Raw genomic sequence first — 18,889 nt, forward strand, 5'->3', positions numbered from 1 at the left:
GCCGGGGAATTACCCCTGTAACCCCGGCGATTACAGCAGTAGGAAAACTACGGATTGAGCTGGCGGTAGACCAGGTTCGCGACCCGCGAGAGCGGGCCCTTCTCGACTTCGCCCGACAGGGCATAGCCCCAGTGCCCGTCGATCCAGTAGAAGACCGAGACCGTGCCTTCCTGGGAGAAGCGGAAGGCGGTCGGCCCCTCGGTGCGCGAGCGCGCGGTGACGTACAGCGTGAGGCGCTTGCCGGCCGCGTCCTGGTACATGAACTGCGCCACGGGACCTTCCGGGCCGGGCAGCAGGCGGCCACCGAGCAGATCGAAGCCCTCGGGCGCGAGCACCGGCACCTTGAGCTCGGTGCCCAGGCGCTTCGACAGCCACTTCACGAGGTGATCCTGCTGGGAGACATCCACTTCGACCGGGTGGCGAACCTCGGAGGCGTAGACGGCGTGGGCGCGCGCGGCACGCTGCGACAGGCCGGCGGCGGCGTTTGCCGCGGCGGGCGCGGGCGCATCGGCCCCCTGCCGGGGAGTGAACAGGCCGATGGCGATGCCCACGGCGAGCACGACGGCCGCGCGGGCGAAGTCGAGCCAGGCCGGGCGCTTGAGGAACATGCTCGCCGGGATGGGTTCGGAGAGCACCGCGTCGTACTTGTGGTGCAGCAGGCTGCGCAGCTCCGCGTACTTGCGGGCCTTCTGCGCGGCCTCGGGGTTTTCCCGGAGCCATGCCTCGAAGGCTTCGCGCTCGCGCTCGGGCAGCGCGCCGTCGACCCAGGCTTGCAGGCGGTCTTCGTTCATCGCACCACCCGCAGGTTGGGTTGCGTGGCTTCGCCGTCGATCAGCTGGCGCATGCGCTCGCGCGCGCGCGACAGGCGCGACATGACGGTGCCCATCGGGATTCCCAGCGTACGGCTCACTTCGGCGTACGTCATCTCCTCGAGGCCCACGAGCAATACGACCGCGCGCTGCTCCGGCGGAAGTGTTGCGAGGGCCCGTTCGATGTCGAGGATGTCGAGCGAATCCACCGTCGACACCGGGGCGGCGAGCGTTTCATCGGCCTCGACGCTGGGCGGCGTCTTGCGGGCCTTCAGTTGGTTCACGAATACGTTGTGCATGATCGAAAAGAGCCAGGCGCGCAGGTCGCCGGGGCGCCAGAGGTGGAACTTGCGCACGGCGCGCTCGAGCGTGTCCTGGACGAGGTCATCGGCCGCGTGGCGGTCCCCAACCAGCGCCCGCGCATAGCGGCGCAGGTTGGGGATGTACGGGAGGATGAGCTCGTAATCCACTCAGGGCTTCGCGACCTTCCAGACGTTGTTGACGCCATCGCCGGTCTTGTCCCCGGGCTTCGCGTCCTTCACCCACGTGTAGAGCGGCTTGCCCTTGAACGCCCACTGCTTGGCGCCATCGTCGCGCGTGATGACCGTGTAATCGCCCGCGGCCTTCGCATCGGCGGCGGCGGCGAGGGGCGGCCAGTTGGTGGCGCAAGGACCGTTGCACATGCTCTTGCCGCCGGCATCCTTGTCGAACGTGTAGAGCGTCATGCCTGCGCCGTTGGTCAGGACGCCGTCAGTGGTTTTCGTGGGGGCCTGTGCGAACGCAAACGCAGGGATGAGGGCGGCGGCGGCGAGCAGGCGAAGCGAGGTGCGCATATTCGGGTAATCCTGGTGGCGAGTCACGGCGACTCACGGGGATGAACAGGGGCGGGGCCGCTTATATTCCCGCCGGCTTATGGAAGAAACACCCCGGCCGCGGCGTTATGATCGGCCCAGACCATGCGATTCGCCAAACCCGCCACCCTCCTCGCCCTGGGGCTCGCCATCGCCACAATCGTTTCGGCCCACGAGCCCGCCGCACCGAAGATGCGCGCCGCCGCGGAGGCCTTCATCGCCACCGTGCCCGAAGCGCAGCGCGCGAAGCTGGTGCTGGCATTCACGGACGCGAAGCGCGACGAGTGGCATTACACGCCGCGCTCACGGCCGGGGCTTTCATTCGCGGACCTCAAGGAACCCCAGCGCAAGGCCGTGCACGACCTGCTGAAGTCGGCGCTTTCCGAGGCGGGCCATCGCAAGGTGGTGAACATCATCGAGCTGGAGCTCGTCCTGCGCGAGACGCAGTTCGGGCTCTCGTTCCTGCGCGACCCGGAGAAGTACTCGCTCGTGTTCTTCGGCAAGCCCGATGCGCGCGCGACCTGGGGGTGGCGCTTCGAAGGGCATCACCTCTCGCTCAACTTCACGCTGAAGGGCGATGCGGCGGTGGCGACCACGCCGAGTTTCTTCGGCGCGAATCCGGCGGAAGTGCGCAAGGGCGCGAAGCAGGGGCTGCGCGTGCTCGCTTCCGAACAGGACGAGGCGCTGAAACTCCTCGCGTCCCTCGACGAGGCGCAGCGGCGCACGGCCATCGTCGACGATCGCTCGTATGGCGACATTGTCACGGGTGCCTCGGCGAAGGCTTCGCCGCTCGAGCAGCGCGGGCTCCTTGCGAGCGCGATGACGCCGGCGCAACGCGCGCAGCTGCAGAAATTGATCGAGGTGTACGCCGATTCGTTCGAGCCCGGGCTGCGGGCCGCGCGGCTCGCGCGCGTGCGCGAAGGAGATGCGGGGAACGTGCGCTTCGCGTGGGCGGGAACGCCCGGCAAGGGCGGCCCGCATTATTACCGCATCCAGGGTGCGAAATTCCTGATCGAGTTCGACGCTTCGCAGGACGACGGCAACCACATCCACACGGTGTGGCGCGATTTCGACGGGGACTTCGGCCGCGACCTGCTGCGCGAGCATCACGCGCTCGCGCAGGGAAGCTCACACCGCCACTAGCCCAGCGTGATGCCCTCGTCGGCCATCACGCGCTGCACCGCCGGCCGCGCCATCACGCGCTCGGCGTGCCGGGTGTAGTGCACAAGCTCCTTCATCGGCAGCTTCGACTTTACGCCCCAGCGGTAGAACACGAGCAGGTAGGGATCGCCCACCGTGTACTGCTCGCCCATCATCCACTTGGGCGACTTCGCGAGCCAGCCGTCGACCTGCTTGAGATAGTCGTGGAAGGAAGCAAATCCCTTCGCCTTGACTGCCTCCTGGGCCGCAGCGTCGTCGGCATAGCGGATGGGGCGGAAGAAATGCGCGAAGGCCGGATGCATCGTGCCCCCGATCCACGCGAGCGCCGAGAGGAGCATCGCCTGGCTCCAGGTTTCCTTCGGCCACAGGCCCTTGTCCGGGAACGCGCCGCCGAGAAACGTGAGGATCGCGACGTTCTCGGTGAGGGGCTTGCCGTCGACCACGAGCGTGGGCACGCGGCCGTGCGGGTTCAACTTCAGGTACTCGGGCTTGCGCTGGTCGCCCGCGGCAAGGTCGAGCTTCTGCGTCGTGTAGGGCATGCCAAGCTCTTCGAGCACCATGTGGGGCGCGAACGAGCAGGCACCGGGCGCGTAGTAGAGCTTGAAGTCCATGGTCAGAGCCTCGTGATGAGCGAAGAAGTATCGAAGCGGGTGCCGCCGGCCTTCTGCACGTCGCCGTAGTACTTGTCGACAATTTCGGTGATCGGAAGTTTCGCGCCGTTGCGCTTGGCTTCCTCGAGGCAGATGCCCAGGTCCTTGCGCATCCAGTCCACCGCGAAGCCGAAGTTGAACTTGCGCTCGACCATCGTCTTGCCGCGGTTTTCCATCTGCCACGATTGCGCCGCGCCCTTGCTGATGACGTCGAGCACGAGATTCGCGTCGAGGCCGGCCTTCTCGGCAAAGGCAATGCCTTCCGACAGCGCCTGCACGAGGCCGGCGATGCAGATCTGGTTCACCATCTTCGTGAGCTGGCCCGCGCCCGAACCGCCGAGCAGCGTGGTCATCTTGGCGTACGAATCCATCACCGGCTTGGCGCGCTCGAAGGGCGCGGCATCGCCGCCGCACATCACCGTGAGCTTGCCGTTCTCCGCACCCGCCTGGCCACCGGAAACCGGCGCGTCGATGAAGGCGATGCCCTTCTCCTTGGCGGCCGCGTAGATCTTGCGCGCCGCATCGGCCGAGGCCGTCGTGTGGTCCACGAGCACGGTGCCCTTGGCCATGCCGGCGAGCGCGCCGTCGGGTCCGAGCGCGACGGCCAGCAGGTCGTTGTCGTTGCCCACGCACATCATCACGAAATCCTGGTCCTTCGCCGCGGCGGCGGGCGTGGGCGCGGACTTGCCGCCGTGCTTGTCCACCCAGAGCTTCGCCTTCTCGGGCGAGCGGTTGTACACGGTGACGTCGTAGCCCTTCGCCTTCAGGTGACCCGCCATGGGAAAGCCCATCACGCCCAGACCGAGGAATGCCACTTTTGCGCTCATCGATTGCTCCTTATGCCAGTTCTTTGTTCACGAGATTCGCAGGGGTCTTGCCGTCGAGCACCGCGGTGAGGTTCGCGACCGCGGTCTCGCACATCTTGATCCGGTTGGAGCGCGTGGCACTGCCAATGTGCGGCGTGAGCACCACGTTCTTGAAATCCAGGTAGCCCGCGTGCAGCTTCGGTTCGCCCTCGAAGACGTCGAGGCCGGCCCCCGCGATGCGCCCTTCCCTGAGAGCCTGGACCAGCGCGGCGTCATCGACCACGCCGCCTCGCGCTGTGTTCACGAGGATCGCACCGGGTTTCATCTTTGCGATGTCCGCCGCGCCGATGAGGTGATGGGTGGCGGGCGAATAAGGAACCATCACGACCACGAAGTCCGATCGTGCAAGGAGCTCGTCGCGCTCGACGCGCGTGGCGTTCAGGCGCTTCTCGTCTTCGGCCGGGAGCGGCGAACGATTGTGATAGAGCACCGTCATGTCGAAGCCGCTTGCGCGTCGCGCGATCGCCTGGCCGATGCGGCCCATGCCGATGATGCCCAGCGTGGCGTGGTGGATGTCGGTGCCCAGGAACGAATGCATCCCGAAGGCGATCTTCCATTCGCCGCCGCGCACCCACGCGTCGGCTTCCGCGATGCGCCGCGCCGTGGCCATCAGCAGCGCCCACGTGAGGTCCGCAGTGGTGTCGTCGAGCACGCCAGGCGTGTTGGTCACGCGCACGCCATGCTTCGTGGCGGCCGCGACATCGATGTTGTTGTAGCCCACGGCGATGTTGGAGACGACCTTCAGCTGCGGGTTGCGCTCGAACACGGAGGCGTCGAACTTGCACAGGACCGTGGACATGGCCGCCTCGCAGCCCGCGAGCTTCGCGGCGATCTCGTCGGGACTCCAGGGCGTGTCGTCGACATTGGTGACGACGTCGAAGCGCTCCTGGAGCGCCGCGATCACTCCAGGAAACACTTTCCTTGTTACCAGGATTTGTTTCTTCACGATTCGACCATCAGGCGAGGTTCTCGAATGTAGACGAACCTCGCGTCCGTTCCAACCCTACTTGTACAACACGCTCGGCAGCCACAACCCGATCGACGGCCAGATGTAGAGCAGCGTGAGCGCGATGATCTGGATTCCCATGAAGGGAATCATGCCCGCGAAGATCTGGTTCAACGTCACGTGCGGGGGCGAAACGCCCTTCAGGTAGAAGGCGGCCATCGCCACCGGTGGCGAGAGGAACGCGGTCTGCAGGTTCAGCGCCACGAGCAGGCCGAAGAAGAGCGGGTCGATGTTGAACTTCGCCAGCAGCGGAATGAAGATCGGCATGAAGATCACGATGATCTCGGTCCACTCCAGCGGCCAGCCCAGCAGGAAGATGATCGCCTGCGCGAGGATCATGAACTGGATGGGCGTGAGACCCATCGACAGCACCCACTTCTCGATGATCTCCTGGCCGCCGAGCAACGCGAAGGCCGCCGAGAAGATCGAGGCACCGACGAAGAGCCAGCACACCATCGCGGAGGTCTTCGCCGTGAGGAAGGCCGATTCGCGCACGGTGCCGCCGAGCTTCACCTGGAAGGTCGCGAGAATGCACCAGGCGCCTACCGCGATGATCGAGGCCCAGCCCACCCACATCGGCGGGCCGGTCGCGACGACTTCGGCCTGCAGCAGGATGAACCACACGACCGAGGAGAGTCCGACGAACCACATCGGGATCCAGGCCCGGGCAACCTGGCGCTTGCGCTCCTTGGGCAAAGTGTTGAACGCGTAGATCGCCGCGAGCACGAAGCCGCCGAACGCGCCGACCGCCGCCGCCTCCGTGGGCGTGGCCAACCCGAAGACGATGGTGCCCAGCACCGCGAGGATCAAGACCGCGAGCGGAAAGAACGACGCGAGCAGCAACTTGAAGATCTGCAGCCGCGGGAACGTGAGCGTGAGGTGGAACACGGTGAGGATCGCGATCACGATCGCCAGGGTGATCCAGAAGCCGTTGGGCGCCGGGATGCGGTCGTGCGACACCTCGGGTGCCGGTTTCGCCGCGGCCTTCGCCTGGGGCGGTGCCTTCTCCGCGGCCGGCGCGGGCTTTGCGGCCGGGGGCTCCGCCAGCCCCGAAGACTTCTCGGCAGGCGGCTCGGCGAGTCCGGATTTCTCCGCGGGCGGCTCCGACAGGCCCCCGGGCGACGGCGGTTCCGCGAGGCCCGCGGACGGCGGCTCGGCGAGCCCGCCCAAGGGAGCCGTCGGGCTCGCCTCGTCGCGAATGTCGATCGCTTGCGTGTCGATCACCGCGTTGGCCTTGGTGAGCGCATTCCAGGTGAGGCCCATCAGGATCGCGAACACGATGGCCGGCAGCAGCGTGATCGCCAGCTCCTTGCGCAGTGCCTTGGCATCGCCCGGGACCTCGACCTTGCCGCGCAATCCGCGGATGAGACCCGTGAGCACCTTCGGACCCTGCGACTTCTCGAGCGCGGCCAGCTGCGGCGGGAGGTCGACGTGGCGCTCGCTCTCTGGCAGGGGTGGCGCCCAATCGGGCTTGAGCTTCGCAAGGACGATCACGTAGACAATGTAGAGGCCCGCCAGCATGAGGCCGGGGAAGAAGGCGCCCGCGTACAGCTTCACCACGGATACGCCGGCGGTCGCACCGTAGAGGATCAGCATCACGGAAGGCGGGATGAGGATGCCCAGGCACCCGCCCGCGGTGATGACGCCCGCGGAGACCTTCACGTTGTAGCCGGCGCGCAGCATCGCCGGAAGGGCGAGCAGGCCCATCAGCGTGACCACCGCGCCCACGATGCCCGTGGCCGTGGCGAACACCGCGCAGGTCACGAGGGTCGCGACCGCGAGCGAGCCCGGGATCCGCGCGAGCGCGAGGTGCAGGCTCTTGAAGAGGCGCTCGATGAGGTTCGCGCGCTCGACGAGATAACCCATGAACACGAAGAGCGGGATGGAGATCAGCACGTCGTTGGCCATCACGGAATAAGCGCGCTGCACCATGAGGTCGAGCGTGTTCTTGAGCGCGGTGCCGGCGTCGTGGCCGCCGCCCATCCAGTACGAGCAGAACGCGAAGATCATGCCCATGCCCATCAGCGTGAACGCCGTCGGGAAGCCGAGCATGATCGCGACGACGACCAGCGAGAGCATCAGCAGGCCCAGGTGGCCCTGGGTGATGTTCGCGGCCGAGGGCAGGGCCCAGATCGTGAACAGCACGACCGAGACCATGATGGACAAGCCGAACCAGATTTCCTTCTTCACGAGCGCGCCCCTTCCTTGACGACCAGCGCGTCGAGCTTGGCGATGTCTTCGTCCTTCACGTGCACCATTTCCTTGAGCTTCTCGACGTCGACTTCCTCGACGTCCTCGATGCGCGAGGGCCACACCCCGGTCTTCAACGCGATCGCGCTGCGCACGATCTCGACGATGCCCTGCGCGAGCAGGAACGCGCCCGCGATGGGGATGATGGTCTTGAACGGATAGATGGGCGGCCCGTCGGCGGTCACGTTCGAGTGCTCGCGGATGGCCCAGGACTCACCGGCGTAGATGAATCCCGCGTACGCGAGGGCGACGACGCCGGGAATGAAGAAGCAGATGTACAGCGTGAGATCGAGACCGGCCTGCAGGCGGGTCGGGAAGAAGCCGTAGAGGACGTCGCCGCGCACGTGGCCGTTCTTCGACAGCGTGTAGGCGCCGGCCATCATGAAGAGGGTCCCGTAGAGCATGATCATCGTGTCGAACGCATAGGCGTGAGGGTTGCTCAGCACGTACCGGGAGAACACTTCCCAGGTGATGAACATCGTGAGCGCGATGATGAGCCAGGAAAATGCCTGTCCCACCCAGGTGCTCACCTTGTCGATGAACAGCAGCAGCTTCTGCATGTGGATCCTTCCGGACTTTCAAAAAAAGACACCATCCGGGGGTCCCGGATGGTGTCCTCTGCTTCGGTGACTTTCCTTACGCTTTCTTCGCGGGCGCCGCGGCGGCCGGGGCGAAGTAGTGGTTGTACGCCATGCGGCGTCCCACGTTCGTGTCGAGGTCCCACTTCACGACACGCTCAGCGAATGCCTTTTGCGAGGCTTCGATTTCCTTGAAGAGCGCATTGCCTTCGCCCTTCTTGGCGGCGGCGGCGTCGTAACCCTTCAGCTGGTTGGCGAGCACGGCGTCCGGCGTCTTGTAGAACTTGATGCCGCCAGCCGCCATCTCCTTGTAGTCCTTGGAGTAGCGGTCGATCGCCTTCCAGGACATGTCCGAGGAAGCGGCCTCGACGGCATTGGCGATGATGGCGCGCATCTTCTCCGGCAGCGCGTCGTACTTCGCCTTGTTGAACATGATCTCGAACTGCTCGGCGTTCTGGTGATAGCTCTGCAGCATGCAGGTCTTCGAAACGTCCGGGAAGCCGAGGAGGCGATCCGACGAGGCGTTGTTGAACTCGGCGCCGTCGAGCAGGCCGCGGTCCATCGCGGGGACGATTTCACCACCGGGCAGCGCGTTGACCGCGGCGCCGAGGGCGGTGAACACGTCGATCGAGATGCCGACCGTGCGGAACTTCATGCCCTTGAAATCCTCGGACTTCGTGATGGGCTTCTTGAACCAGCCCAGCGGCTGCGTGGGCATCGGGCCGTACGGGAACGAAACGACGTTCGCGCCGATGGAGGCATAGAGCTTGTTCAGGAGCTCCTTGCCGCCGCCGTACTTGTGCCAGGACAGCAGCTGGTTCGCGTCCATGCCGAAGGCCGGACCCGAGCCCCAGAGAGCCAGGGCGTTCTGCTTGCCGTAGTGATAGACCAGCACGCCGTGGCCGCCGTCGAGCGTGCCCTTCGACACGGCATCGAGCAGGCCGAAGGCGGGAACAACCGCGCCTGCCGGCAGCACTTCGATCTTCAGGTCGCCGCCGGTCATGTCGTTGACCTTCTTCGCGTAGTCGGTGGCGTACTCGTGGAAGATGTCCTTGGCCGGCCACGTGGACTGCCAGCGCATGGAAATCGGGCCGGTCTGGCCCTTGGCGATCATCGGGAATGCAAGGGCTGCGGCACCGGCACTGGCGGTTGCGCCGGCCAGGAATTTACGTCGGGTGTTCGCAGTCGGCGCGGGTTTCTTGTCGCTCATCAGGGTTCTCCTCGGGTGTTGGAATTGCGCGCTTGCTTCGGGGAAGGTGCGTCGCTTTTGGCCTTGGAATCCTATCCCTGCGCGCCCTGCCAAGGCAATAGACAAGGGTCAGGAATGCGGTTTTTTACCCTCATCCGGGTAACAACACTGGATATCGGACCCCGCACTCGCACCCCGGGTGCGCTTTTCCTGCGGGTGCCAGCCGAGAATGGCCAGCAGGACGAAGAAGCCGATCACGTACCCCACCGCGATATGCCAGCCGTGCCGCAGCCATTGGCCCACATTGCGCGCTTCGGGGTAGGTATTCGAGAGGGCGACGCCGGCGCTCGAGCCGAACCAGATCATCGAACCGCCGAAGCCCACGGCATAGGCGAGCACGCCCCAGTCGTAGCCGCCCTGTTTCAGTGCAAGCGCCGTCAGCGGGATGTTGTCGAAGATCGACGACACGAAACCGAGGCCCAGGGTCGTGGGCCACGATGCTGCGGGCAGCTTCTCGACGGGCATCATCGAGGCGCAAGTCACCAACGCCAGCAGGAAGATCGAGCCCTTGAAGGCGCCGGGCAACAGTTTCCAGTCGGGCTGGCGCCACACGGAGGTCGCGAGAATCGCGACCCAGACCGCGATGCCGATCACGGGGTAGTGGTCCAGGGCGTTCTTGAAGTACAGGTTGGCGATCACGTTGGAGCCGATCGCCGCGACCAGGATGATGGCCACGATCGCAAGCCGCGCCCAATCGATGTGCGTGCCTGCGGGCATGTCCTTCATGATCGGCGAATAGGCGTGCTGCTGGCGCGCGGCGAAGTAACCGAAGAAGGCAAGCGCCGCGAAAGAGGCGATGTAGGCGTCGAGCACGTGGAGCGGGTTCACGCCGTCGATCCACATCATCGTGGTCGTCGTATCGCCCACCACGCTGCCCGCGCCGCCCGCATTCGACGCCGCGACGATGGCGGCGAGGTACCCGATATGCACCTTCTTGCGGAAGACGGCGCCCGCCATCGTGCCGCCGATGATCGCTGCGGCGATGTTGTCGAGGAAGCTGGAGAGCACGAACACGAGGACGAGCAGCATGAAGGCGCCCTTCCAGTCGTCGGGCAGGAAGCGCGGCAGCTCGAGCGGCACGTGGCTCTTCTCGAAGTGGTCGGAGAGCAGCGCGAACCCCATCAGCAGCCCCAGCAGGTTCGTGAGGATGTTGGTCTCGTGGCCCATGTGCGCCATGAGGGCGGTCAGGCCCGAGCCCGTCTTGAAGCCCGTGAAGAGGAGCTTGTAGATCGTGATCGTCGCCAGCCCGCCGAGCGCGACCCACAGCGTGTGGCGATGGAAGAGCGCGACGCCCAGGAGCGTCAGCGCGAACAGGATGAAATCGACGGGAATGCCGAACACTTCAGTCATGGGATGAGGATCACGTGCACGCGGTAGGGTCCATGGGCGCCGATCACGATCGTTTGCTCGATGTCGGCAGTTCTTGACGGTCCGGATACGAAGAACGTCGCGCGCGGCGGCTCACCTCTCTCGCGCCGCAACAACGCAAATGAATCTTCCATCGTGTTCACCAGGCGAGACTTGCTCGCGACGCACAGGTGCGTCTCGGGCAGCAATGCGGTGACCTTCGGCGTCGCCGGCGAGGATAGCAGCAGCAGCGTGCCGGTCTCGGCGATCGTGCAGAAGCAACCCGTGAGGCCGGTGCGGTCGTTCGGGTTGGCAGGACGGTCGTCGACGGCAACACCTGCGGCCGTCCAGTCGAGTTCCGCGAACTCGTGCCAGGCCGCCACGCGCGCCTCGAGGTTGTTGGCACGCAGGTAGCGGGCGACTTCGGCCGGCACCGCGTCGATCGAACCGACTTCGGCGTGCGTCGTGCCCACGCGATCGCACTCCGCGCGGAATTTCGCGACCGGATCGGCGTTTCGCGCATTGCCCGGCAGCGGGCCCGCCTCGTGGCGCGCGATGGTGGCGCGCACGCGCTCGAGCTGCGTCGCATCGGGTTCGGCACCCTGGCGCCCCTGCGCGGCGCGGATGCGGGTGAGGATGGCCTCGCGCGCGCTCACGGCTTCACCCGCCACGGAGCGCGCAGCCGTTCGCGGTAGAGCTCGCGGAACGTGCGTCCCTCGGGCGCCGGAATGTCGCGTCCGCGCGTCCAGCCGTCGAGCCCGGGCCAGTAGTGGATCAGCTTCTCCCTGCCACCGAGACGCGCGCCGAACTCCGCAGCGAACCTCGTGAGCAGCGCGTACAGCTTCGGCCGGCGCGCGGCGTAGCTCCACGCGCGGATCGCGAAACGCTCGGTCCACGGCCGCAGGCGTTCGTTGAACTGCTGCTCGCGAAGCTTGCGCATGAGGTCGGGCAGCGGGATCTTCACCGGGCAAACGACCGCGCACTCCCCGCAGAACGTCGCCGCGTTCGGAAGATCGCCCGCGTTTTCGATGCCGACGTAGACCGGTGTCAGGACCGAGCCCATCGGGCCGGGATACACCCAGCCGTACGCGTGGCCGCCGACGTTCTGGTAGACGGGGCAATGGTTCATGCACGCCCCGCAGCGGATGCAGCGAAGCATCGACTGCATCTCGGTGCCGACGAACTTCGAGCGCCCCGCGTCCACGAGGATCACGTGCATCTGCTCGGGGCCGTCGGTGTCGCCGGGACCCTTCACGCCCGTGGTGAGCGTGAGGTAGTTGCCGATGGTCTGGCCGATTGCCGAGCGCGGCAGCAATCGGATGAGGGTCGCGAAATCCTCGAGCGTCGGGATCACCTTCTCGATACCGGTGATCACGCAGTGGATGCGCGGCAGCGTCGTGACCATGTCGGCGTTGCCTTCGTTGGTCACCGTGAGCGTGGTGCCCGTTTCGGCGATCACGAAGTTCGAGCCCGAGATGCCCATGTCCGCCGTGAGGAAGTGGTCGCGCAGCGCCTCGCGCGCCTCGCGCGTCATCTGTGCGATGTCGGTGAGCCGCGGCTTCTTGTGCGCCGCTTCGAAGAGCTCGGCCACCTGCTCCTTCGACTTGTGCACGGCGGGTGCCACGATGTGCGAAGGCGGCTCATGGGCGAGTTGCAGGATGTATTCACCGAGGTCCGTCTCGATCACCTCGATGCCGGCTTCCTCGAGCCGCTCGTTGAGGTTCACTTCCTCCGAGACCATGGACTTCGACTTCGTGACCTTGCGAACGCCATTCGCGCGCGCGATCTCCACCGCGATGGCACAGGCCTCCTGCGCGGTCTGCGCCCAGTGCACGACCGTCCCGCGGCGGATCGCATTGCGCTCGAACTCCACGAGATAGGCATCGAGGTCGGCGAGTGCGCGGTCGCGCAGCGCCGCGGCGTGCGTGCGGATGGCTTCCCACTCGTCGATCTCAGCGACCGCCTTTGCGCGGCCATCGACGAACTTGCCCTTGGCCGTGCGCAGGTTGCGCTGGAGCACCGCGTCGTCGAGCTTCTCGGTGGCGTTCTTCTTGAAGAACATCGACTGAACCCGCATCAGCCTCTCCTCAAGTGCTGGCAAAAGGCTTTGGAACCGCCGATGAACGCCGATGTAACGCCGATTGCCGCCGATGATAGTGAGCGTGGGTTGCTCAGAGTGTCGCGAGCGCATCCGTCGGGCGGACCTGCACCCTTCATGCTTTTATCCGCGGCAATCGGCGTTACATCGGCGTTCATCGGCGGTTCCAAAGCCTTAGGCCCATCGTCAGCCACCACCCGCGATCAATTCGGCGAAGTGAGCCACGCGAGTGTCGCGGTCGCCCTCGCGGCGCAGCCGGCCTTCGATGTGTAGGAGGCAACCGAGGTCACCGCCCGCGATGGTGCGTGCGCCCGTCGAGCGCGCATTCGCGACCTTGTTTTCCGCCATGCGCGTGGCGATGTCCCCGAGCTTCACGGAGAACGTGCCGCCGAAGCCGCAGCACTTCTCGCACTCGGGCATCTCGGCGATGCCGGCGCCGGCCATCTGCAGGAGATAGCGCGGCTGCATCTTCACCTTGAGCTCGCGCAGGCCCGAGCACGAGTCGTGATAGGTGACGTCGCCCTGGAACGTGCCCGGCACCTTCGCCAGCTTCAGCACATTCACGAGAAAATCGGAAAGCTCGTACCACTTCGCCGCGAGCGCCTCGAACTCCGCGCGGTCGGGCGCGTCGCGGAAGAGGTCTTCGACGTAGTGGACCTTGACCTGGCCCGAGCACGAGCCCGAGGGCGCGACCACGTAGTCGCAGTCGCGGAATTCGGCGAGCACCTTGCGCGCGAGGTCGATCGCTGCTTCACGCGCGCCGGAGTTGTAGCCGGGTTGGCCGCAGCAGGTCTGTGTCGCCGGAACCACCACCTCGCAGCCCGCGTCCTCGAGCAACTTGAGCGTGGCGAAACCGATCGAGGGACGGACGAGGTCGACGAGGCAGGTGACGAAGAGGCCGACTTTCATGCCCGCATTATGCGGGATGCGCTAGCGGCAGAGCGGCAACAAAGTACCCGCGAGGTATCGCGTGACGGTGCGCGACTGGGTCACGCCATCGAGGGTGTAATCCATGCGGGCATTCTCGCCGTCGATGAAAGTGAAGGTCACCTCGCCGACATCGACCGCGCCCCCGGTGATGGCCGGCGCGCCCGCGATGCGATCGAAGGCCACGCCATGCGTGCGATACAGGCGGCCGCGATATTCGCCGGTGGGCTGGCGGCGCACGTCGGAGGCGCTGATCCACTGGCCCCGGCCGCCCGCGTTGTACGTGAACCACGTCGCGAAGATGATCTGGCCCTGGTGCGTGATGTTCACGCCCCAGCCGCGCTCGGCCGGGTTCCACCAGAGGTCCTGGTAGTTCGTGAGGGAGGCGCGCGACCCCTTGGTCGCCATGCACACGGTGGGCGTCGAGATGGGCAGGCGCGTGATGTTCTTGCGCTGGCTCACGCCGTTGACCGTGTACGAGAACGTGCCGGTATCGGGGCCGGTGAACTGGAAGCTGCCCACGCCCACGGCGTTGGGCGTATCGACCATGGCCGGGCCGCCGGCGATCTGCTGGAAGGGAATGCCCGTCGTGCGATAGAGCGTGCCGTTGAACGCGCCGTCGTACGCCCGGCGCGCTTCGGGCATCGAGAGCCAGAGCCCCTCGCCGTCGGTGTCGTACGTGAACCACGTCGCGAAGATGAGATCGCCCTGGTGGTTGATGTTCACGCCCCAGCCGCTCTCGTTCGCGTTCCACCAGAGGTCGGTGTAGTTGGCGATCGGCGCGCCCGTCGGCGTCACCATGAACGGCGCGCGCGACGTGCTCGATCCGGCCGTGACTTCGACGATCCACGTGCCCTCGGCCGCATCGACCGGCAGCGGATAGGGCTGGTAGTAGTAGGCCGCGGTGGTGGTCGGATGCGTATTGCCGCTCCACGTGCGCGCGACGGTGCCATCGGGCCGCAGCAGGCGACCGGAAACCGGCACGGTCTCGAGCAGGTCCCGCACGAAGCCGACGAGGTACACGGTGTCGCCGGGCTTGAACGCAGTCTTCTCGCTGATCGATCCGGGATTGTCGATCGTCCCGTTCGTGCCGCAGGAGCTCAGCACCGGGGCCGCGCTCGCGGTGACCACGCGGTTCACCCGCGTTTCGCGATACGCCGGCTGCGTGGCCCACCACGAATCCGTGTTGAGCGAATTGCACTGGCCCTGGAAGGGATCGACGAGGCGCGCGAGGGAATCGTAGACCTCGAAGTGAAGGTGCGGTCCCGACGAGGCGCCCGAGCTGCCCACCGTGCCCAGGTATTCACCCACCGCCACGCGCGAGCCGACGCCCTTCGCGGTGAGCGAGCCGCTCTTCATGTGGCCATACCAGGCGACCGAGCCGTCGTCGTGGCGCACGTAGACGGCGTTCCAGCGCGCGGCATCGTTGATCTGGCAGTTCCGGTCCGGGTTGCCGTCCTCGCGGAAGATGATCGTGCCCGGGGCGGCGGCGATGACCTCGACCTGGCCCGCGGCCATCACGCCCCAGGAATCGGGGTAGATCGAGATGTCGGTGCCCTTGTGGTTGTAGCCCGTGCGGTCGTATGAGCGCGTGCCGCATTGGAAGTCGCGCACGGTGCCGACGGTCGAATCGTGATCGACGAATGCGGCTATCGCATCGAAACCCGTGCCCGTGTAGCCTCGCGCGGCGCGCAAGGGCCAGGCGAACGCCGGACGGGAGGTGGCCTTGGCGACCGGCAATACGAACTGCGATTCGGAGGCGCGGATCTCGCTCCAGATGCGCTCGCGCTCGGCTTCGGAGATGCGGTCCTCGTGCATCGGAACCGCGACGAATTCCGCCCGCGCAGCCGCCATCGCCGCAAGCAGCAGCAGCGAAAAGACGACGCGTCTCATGGAAAGCGAATCCGGAACGTCAGCCGCTGCGTTGCGGCGTAACGGCGACCTTCGGCGGGTTCTTCTCGAGCCACTTGCGGATGCGATTGGCATCGCCGATCCGCGTGAGGCGACCCCACGAATCCATCAGCACGATGACCACCGGCTGGTTGGCGATGCGCGCCATCATCACCAGGCACTTTCCCGCCTCGCTGATGTAGCCCGTCTTCGACAGGCCGATGTTCCAGTCGGACGAACGCACGAGGACGTTGGTGTTCACGAAGCCCACCTTGCGGCCGGTGTTGGGCAGCGTGACGTCGGCCGACGGCGTGGTCGAGTATTCGCGGATGAGGTCGTAGGTCGAGGCGGCGGCGACCAGCTTGCCGAGATCCGCGGGACTCGCGACGTTGGAGGGCGCGAGGCCCGCCGCGTCGGTGAAATGCGTGTGATTGAGGCCCAGCACCTTCGCCTTCGCGTTCATCGCCTCGACGAAGGCCGTCGTGCCGCCCGGGTAGGAACGGCCGAGCGCCAGGGCCGCGCGATTGTCCGAGGCCATGAGGGCGAGGCGGATCAGGTCGTCGCGGCGGAAGTGCGTGCCGATGGGCAGGCGCGACTTCGAATTCTTGATGGTGTCGATGTCTTCGTTGGCGAGCTGCACGGCCTCGTCCAGGGGGAGCTTCGCGTCGAGAACGACCATCGCCGTCATCACCTTGGTGATGGAGGCGATCGGCACCGCCAGCTCCGCGTTCTTCGCGTAGAGCGTCTGGCCGGTGTTGGCGTCGATCACCAGCGCAGCGCTGGAAGCGAGTGCCGGCTCCGCTCCGTTCGCGGTCTCGATCTTCGCGGTGTTCTTGGCCTTGATGGCGCGCGCCTGCGGCGACTGCTTGTCAGCCGCCATCACGCTCATGGGGATGAGCGCGGCGAGGAGCGTCGCGAGCAATGTTTTCATAGTGCGCCAAGAGGGACGAAGGGCAGGCGACACCATAGCAAACTTGACCCCCATGTGACAAGATGACCTAAATCTGAAGAAACTCATCCAAGCTCCTGATTTTCATGGCGCATTCCGGCCCCAAAACCCCTCATCCGGACACCCTGGCGGTCCACGCCGGGCAGTCCCCCGATCCGGCCACCGGCGCACGCGCCGTGCCGATCTATCAAACGTCGTCCTACGTCTTTCCGGATACAGATACCGCCGCGGCCCTGTTCAACATGGAGCTGCCGGGCCACGTCTACTCCCGCCTGTCGAACCCGACCGTGGCGGTCTTCGAGGAACGCGTCGCCGCGCTCGAGGGCGGGGTGGGCGCCATTGCCACGGCGAGTGGCCAGGCCGCGCTGCACCTGGCGGTTGCGACGCTCATGGGCGCCGGGGGGCACATCGTGTCCTCCGCGAGCCTCTACGGCGGCTCGCACAACCTGTTCGCCTACACCCTGCCGAGATTCGGAATCCGTACGAGCTTTGTACCATCGGGCAGCCTTGCCGAATGGCGGGCCGCCATTACGCCTGAAACGCGCCTGCTGTTCGGCGAAAGCGTCGGCAATCCCTCGGTCGACGTCCTCGACATCCCGGCCCTCGCCGCACTGGCCGCCGAACACGGCATTCCGCTGCTCGTCGATGCGACCGTCACCACCCCGTACCTCGGGAAATCCCTCGAGATGGGGGCCCACCTGGTGATGCATTCCGCGACGAAATTCCTGTCGGGCCACGGCGTCGTGATCGGGGGCGTGCTCGTCGATGGCGGGCGATTCGAGTGGGACCGGTCGGGGAAGTTCCCGAGTCTTACGGAGTCCTACGCGGGCTTCCATGGGATGGTGTTCACGGAGGAGTCCCCGACGAGCGCATTCCTCCTACGCGCGAGGCGCGAAGGGCTGAGAGACTTTGGTGCCTGCATGGCCCCGATGACCGCGTTCCAGATCCTGCAGGGCATGGAAACGCTGCACCTGCGGATGCCGCGGCACGTCGAAACCACCTCGAAAATCGTGTCATTCCTCGCCTCGCACGAAGCGGTGACGCGCGTGCACCACCCGGACCTCGCCTCGCACCCGGGCCACGCGCTCGCGAAGCGCCTCTATCCGCGCGGCGCGAGCGCCCTGCTCTCCTTCGAGCTGAAGGGCGGGCGCGATGCCGGCAAGCGCTTCATCGAGAAGCTCACGCTCTTCTCGCACCTGGCCAACATCGGCGACGCGAAGTCCCTCGTGATCCATCCGGCCTCGACGACGCACTTCCGCATGGACGATGCCGCGCTCGCCGCGGCCGGCATCACGCCGGGCACGGTGCGCCTGTCCATCGGCCTCGAGCATCCCGACGACCTCATCGAGGACCTGTCGCGGGCGCTGCACGCCTCGCGAAAGTAGATGCGCTTCATCGTCCAGGGCTATCCCGCCTACGCCTACACCGGTGGCCGCCCCTTCGATCCCAAGGCGCGCGCGCTGGTGTTCATCCACGGCTCCTCGAACGACCACAGCACCTGGCAATGGCAGTCGCGCTACTTCGCGCACCACGGGTTCACGGTCCTCGCACCCGACCTTCCGGCGCACGGGCGCAGCCCCGGCACGGCGCGGACCTCGGTGCCCGCGATGGCTGACTGGGTCGCGGAGCTGATCGTGGCCGCGGGCGTGTCCGATGCCGCCGTCGTCGGCCACAGCCTCGGCGCCCTCGTCGCGCTCGATCTCGCGCTGCGGCACCGCGTCCGCGTGCGCAGCCTGGTGCTCATCGGCGCATCGGTCCCCATGCCCGTGGGCGAGCCCTTCCTCGCGGCGGCGCGCGACGACGCGCCCGAGGCCTTCGACATGGCGACCAACTGGAGCCATGCGCGGCACGTGGAATTGCAGGTGAGCCCGGTTCCGGGGATTTCGCTCGTGGGCGCGAGCCGGCGGCTCAATGGCCGCACCGCGCCGGGCGTCCAGCACGCCGACCTGAACGCCTGCAACACGTATTCGCCGGATCCGGCCGCGCTCCTTGCCCTGGACCTGCCCGTGCTGGTGGTTTCGGGAACGCGGGACCGCATGACGCCGCCCGAGAACGGGCGCGCGCTCGCCAATGCCATTCCGGGGGCGCGTTTCGCGTCGATTCCTGGGGCGGGTCATACGCCGATGTCGGAAGCGCCGCGCGAGACGTTGGCGGCATTGCGCGGCTTCCTGGGCTGAAGCCTTAGGAAGTTGCGGCGGCCGGTCGAGCCAGCCGCCGCACTCCATGTGCGCTTATGGGGCACCTCCCTGATGGGTGCC

The 18,889-nt window shown here is 66.5% G+C and carries 18 protein-coding genes; 3 read left to right on the top strand and 15 right to left on the bottom strand.

Annotated elements, in window-relative coordinates:
• Positions 1 to 47 precede the first annotated feature (47 nt).
• From DSM104440_RS15180 to DSM104440_RS15190, 3 genes are read right to left on the bottom strand one after another with little or no spacing between them, the layout of a single operon-like run.
• Positions 48 to 791, bottom strand: a complete 744-nt coding sequence (locus DSM104440_RS15180; protein ID WP_171164084.1) for an anti-sigma factor family protein — start codon at positions 789 to 791, stop codon at positions 48 to 50.
• Positions 788 to 1,279: an RNA polymerase sigma factor gene (locus tag DSM104440_RS15185; RefSeq protein ID WP_171164086.1), complete on the bottom strand. Its 492-nt coding sequence runs from the start codon at positions 1,277 to 1,279 to the stop codon at positions 788 to 790. Before DSM104440_RS15185 ends, DSM104440_RS15180 begins: the two co-directional genes overlap by 4 nt.
• Positions 1,280 to 1,642 carry a COG4315 family predicted lipoprotein gene (locus DSM104440_RS15190; protein WP_171164089.1) on the bottom strand — a complete coding sequence of 121 codons (363 nt, stop codon included), beginning with the start codon at positions 1,640 to 1,642 and terminating at the stop codon, positions 1,280 to 1,282.
• Positions 1,643 to 1,765: 123 nt separating this feature from the next.
• Between DSM104440_RS15190 and DSM104440_RS15195 the strand changes: the two genes are divergently transcribed.
• Positions 1,766 to 2,803: a DUF3500 domain-containing protein gene (locus tag DSM104440_RS15195; protein WP_171164090.1), complete on the top strand. Its 1,038-nt coding sequence runs from the start codon at positions 1,766 to 1,768 to the stop codon at positions 2,801 to 2,803.
• On the opposite strand, the gene DSM104440_RS15200 is transcribed toward DSM104440_RS15195, so the two are convergent.
• From DSM104440_RS15200 to pbpG, 12 genes are all read right to left on the bottom strand, one after another.
• A complete protein-coding gene (locus tag DSM104440_RS15200) occupies positions 2,800 to 3,432 on the bottom strand; it encodes a glutathione S-transferase family protein (RefSeq protein ID WP_171164092.1) in 633 nt (210 codons plus the stop codon). The two genes, DSM104440_RS15195 and DSM104440_RS15200, sit on opposite strands and share 4 nt — an antisense overlap.
• Before the next feature lie 2 nt (positions 3,433 to 3,434).
• The gene (locus DSM104440_RS15205) at positions 3,435 to 4,298 is read right to left on the bottom strand and encodes an NAD(P)-dependent oxidoreductase (protein ID WP_171164094.1); all 864 of its coding nucleotides are present in this window, start codon (positions 4,296 to 4,298) and stop codon (positions 3,435 to 3,437) included.
• A 10-nt stretch (positions 4,299 to 4,308) separates the two neighbouring features.
• Positions 4,309 to 5,241: a 2-hydroxyacid dehydrogenase gene (locus DSM104440_RS15210; protein WP_246212018.1), complete on the bottom strand. Its 933-nt coding sequence runs from the start codon at positions 5,239 to 5,241 to the stop codon at positions 4,309 to 4,311.
• A gap of 99 nt (positions 5,242 to 5,340) precedes the next feature.
• Positions 5,341 to 7,533 carry a TRAP transporter large permease gene (locus DSM104440_RS15220; RefSeq protein WP_246212020.1) on the bottom strand — a complete coding sequence of 731 codons (2,193 nt, stop codon included), beginning with the start codon at positions 7,531 to 7,533 and terminating at the stop codon, positions 5,341 to 5,343.
• A complete protein-coding gene (locus tag DSM104440_RS15225) occupies positions 7,530 to 8,153 on the bottom strand; it encodes a TRAP transporter small permease subunit (RefSeq protein WP_171164098.1) in 624 nt (207 codons plus the stop codon). Before DSM104440_RS15225 ends, DSM104440_RS15220 begins: the two co-directional genes overlap by 4 nt.
• Before the next feature lie 76 nt (positions 8,154 to 8,229).
• On the bottom strand, positions 8,230 to 9,381 hold the full coding sequence (locus tag DSM104440_RS15230) for a TRAP transporter substrate-binding protein (protein ID WP_171164100.1): 1,152 nt from the start codon (positions 9,379 to 9,381) through the stop codon (positions 8,230 to 8,232).
• A gap of 108 nt (positions 9,382 to 9,489) precedes the next feature.
• Positions 9,490 to 10,770 carry a citrate transporter gene (locus DSM104440_RS15235; RefSeq protein ID WP_246212022.1) on the bottom strand — a complete coding sequence of 427 codons (1,281 nt, stop codon included), beginning with the start codon at positions 10,768 to 10,770 and terminating at the stop codon, positions 9,490 to 9,492.
• Complete coding sequence (locus DSM104440_RS15240; protein ID WP_212758100.1) at positions 10,767 to 11,438, bottom strand: LutC/YkgG family protein; 672 nt, start codon at positions 11,436 to 11,438, stop codon at positions 10,767 to 10,769. Before DSM104440_RS15240 ends, DSM104440_RS15235 begins: the two co-directional genes overlap by 4 nt.
• Complete coding sequence (locus tag DSM104440_RS15245; protein ID WP_171164104.1) at positions 11,420 to 12,844, bottom strand: LutB/LldF family L-lactate oxidation iron-sulfur protein; 1,425 nt, start codon at positions 12,842 to 12,844, stop codon at positions 11,420 to 11,422. Before DSM104440_RS15245 ends, DSM104440_RS15240 begins: the two co-directional genes overlap by 19 nt.
• Positions 12,845 to 13,051: 207 nt before the next feature.
• The gene (locus DSM104440_RS15250) at positions 13,052 to 13,774 is read right to left on the bottom strand and encodes a (Fe-S)-binding protein (RefSeq protein WP_171164106.1); all 723 of its coding nucleotides are present in this window, start codon (positions 13,772 to 13,774) and stop codon (positions 13,052 to 13,054) included.
• A 21-nt stretch (positions 13,775 to 13,795) separates the two neighbouring features.
• Complete coding sequence (locus DSM104440_RS15255) at positions 13,796 to 15,685, bottom strand: peptidoglycan DD-metalloendopeptidase family protein (RefSeq protein WP_171164108.1); 1,890 nt, start codon at positions 15,683 to 15,685, stop codon at positions 13,796 to 13,798.
• 19 nt (positions 15,686 to 15,704) lie between these two features.
• Positions 15,705 to 16,613 (bottom strand): D-alanyl-D-alanine endopeptidase, encoded by a 909-nt coding sequence (gene pbpG / locus DSM104440_RS15260; RefSeq protein ID WP_246212023.1) that lies wholly within the window; start codon positions 16,611 to 16,613, stop codon positions 15,705 to 15,707.
• Between the two features lie 104 nt (positions 16,614 to 16,717).
• Here pbpG and DSM104440_RS15265 point away from each other — a divergent pair, with 104 nt between their 5' ends.
• Both DSM104440_RS15265 and DSM104440_RS15270 read left to right on the top strand, forming a co-directional pair.
• Positions 16,718 to 18,016, top strand: a complete 1,299-nt coding sequence (locus tag DSM104440_RS15265) for an O-acetylhomoserine aminocarboxypropyltransferase (RefSeq protein WP_171164110.1) — start codon at positions 16,718 to 16,720, stop codon at positions 18,014 to 18,016.
• Positions 18,017 to 18,808 (top strand): alpha/beta fold hydrolase, encoded by a 792-nt coding sequence (locus DSM104440_RS15270; protein ID WP_171164112.1) that lies wholly within the window; start codon positions 18,017 to 18,019, stop codon positions 18,806 to 18,808. It abuts the gene before it with no gap.
• Positions 18,809 to 18,889 lie beyond the last annotated feature (81 nt).

The organism is Usitatibacter palustris (genome assembly GCF_013003985.1).
Lineage (GTDB): Bacteria > Pseudomonadota > Gammaproteobacteria > Burkholderiales > Usitatibacteraceae > Usitatibacter > Usitatibacter palustris.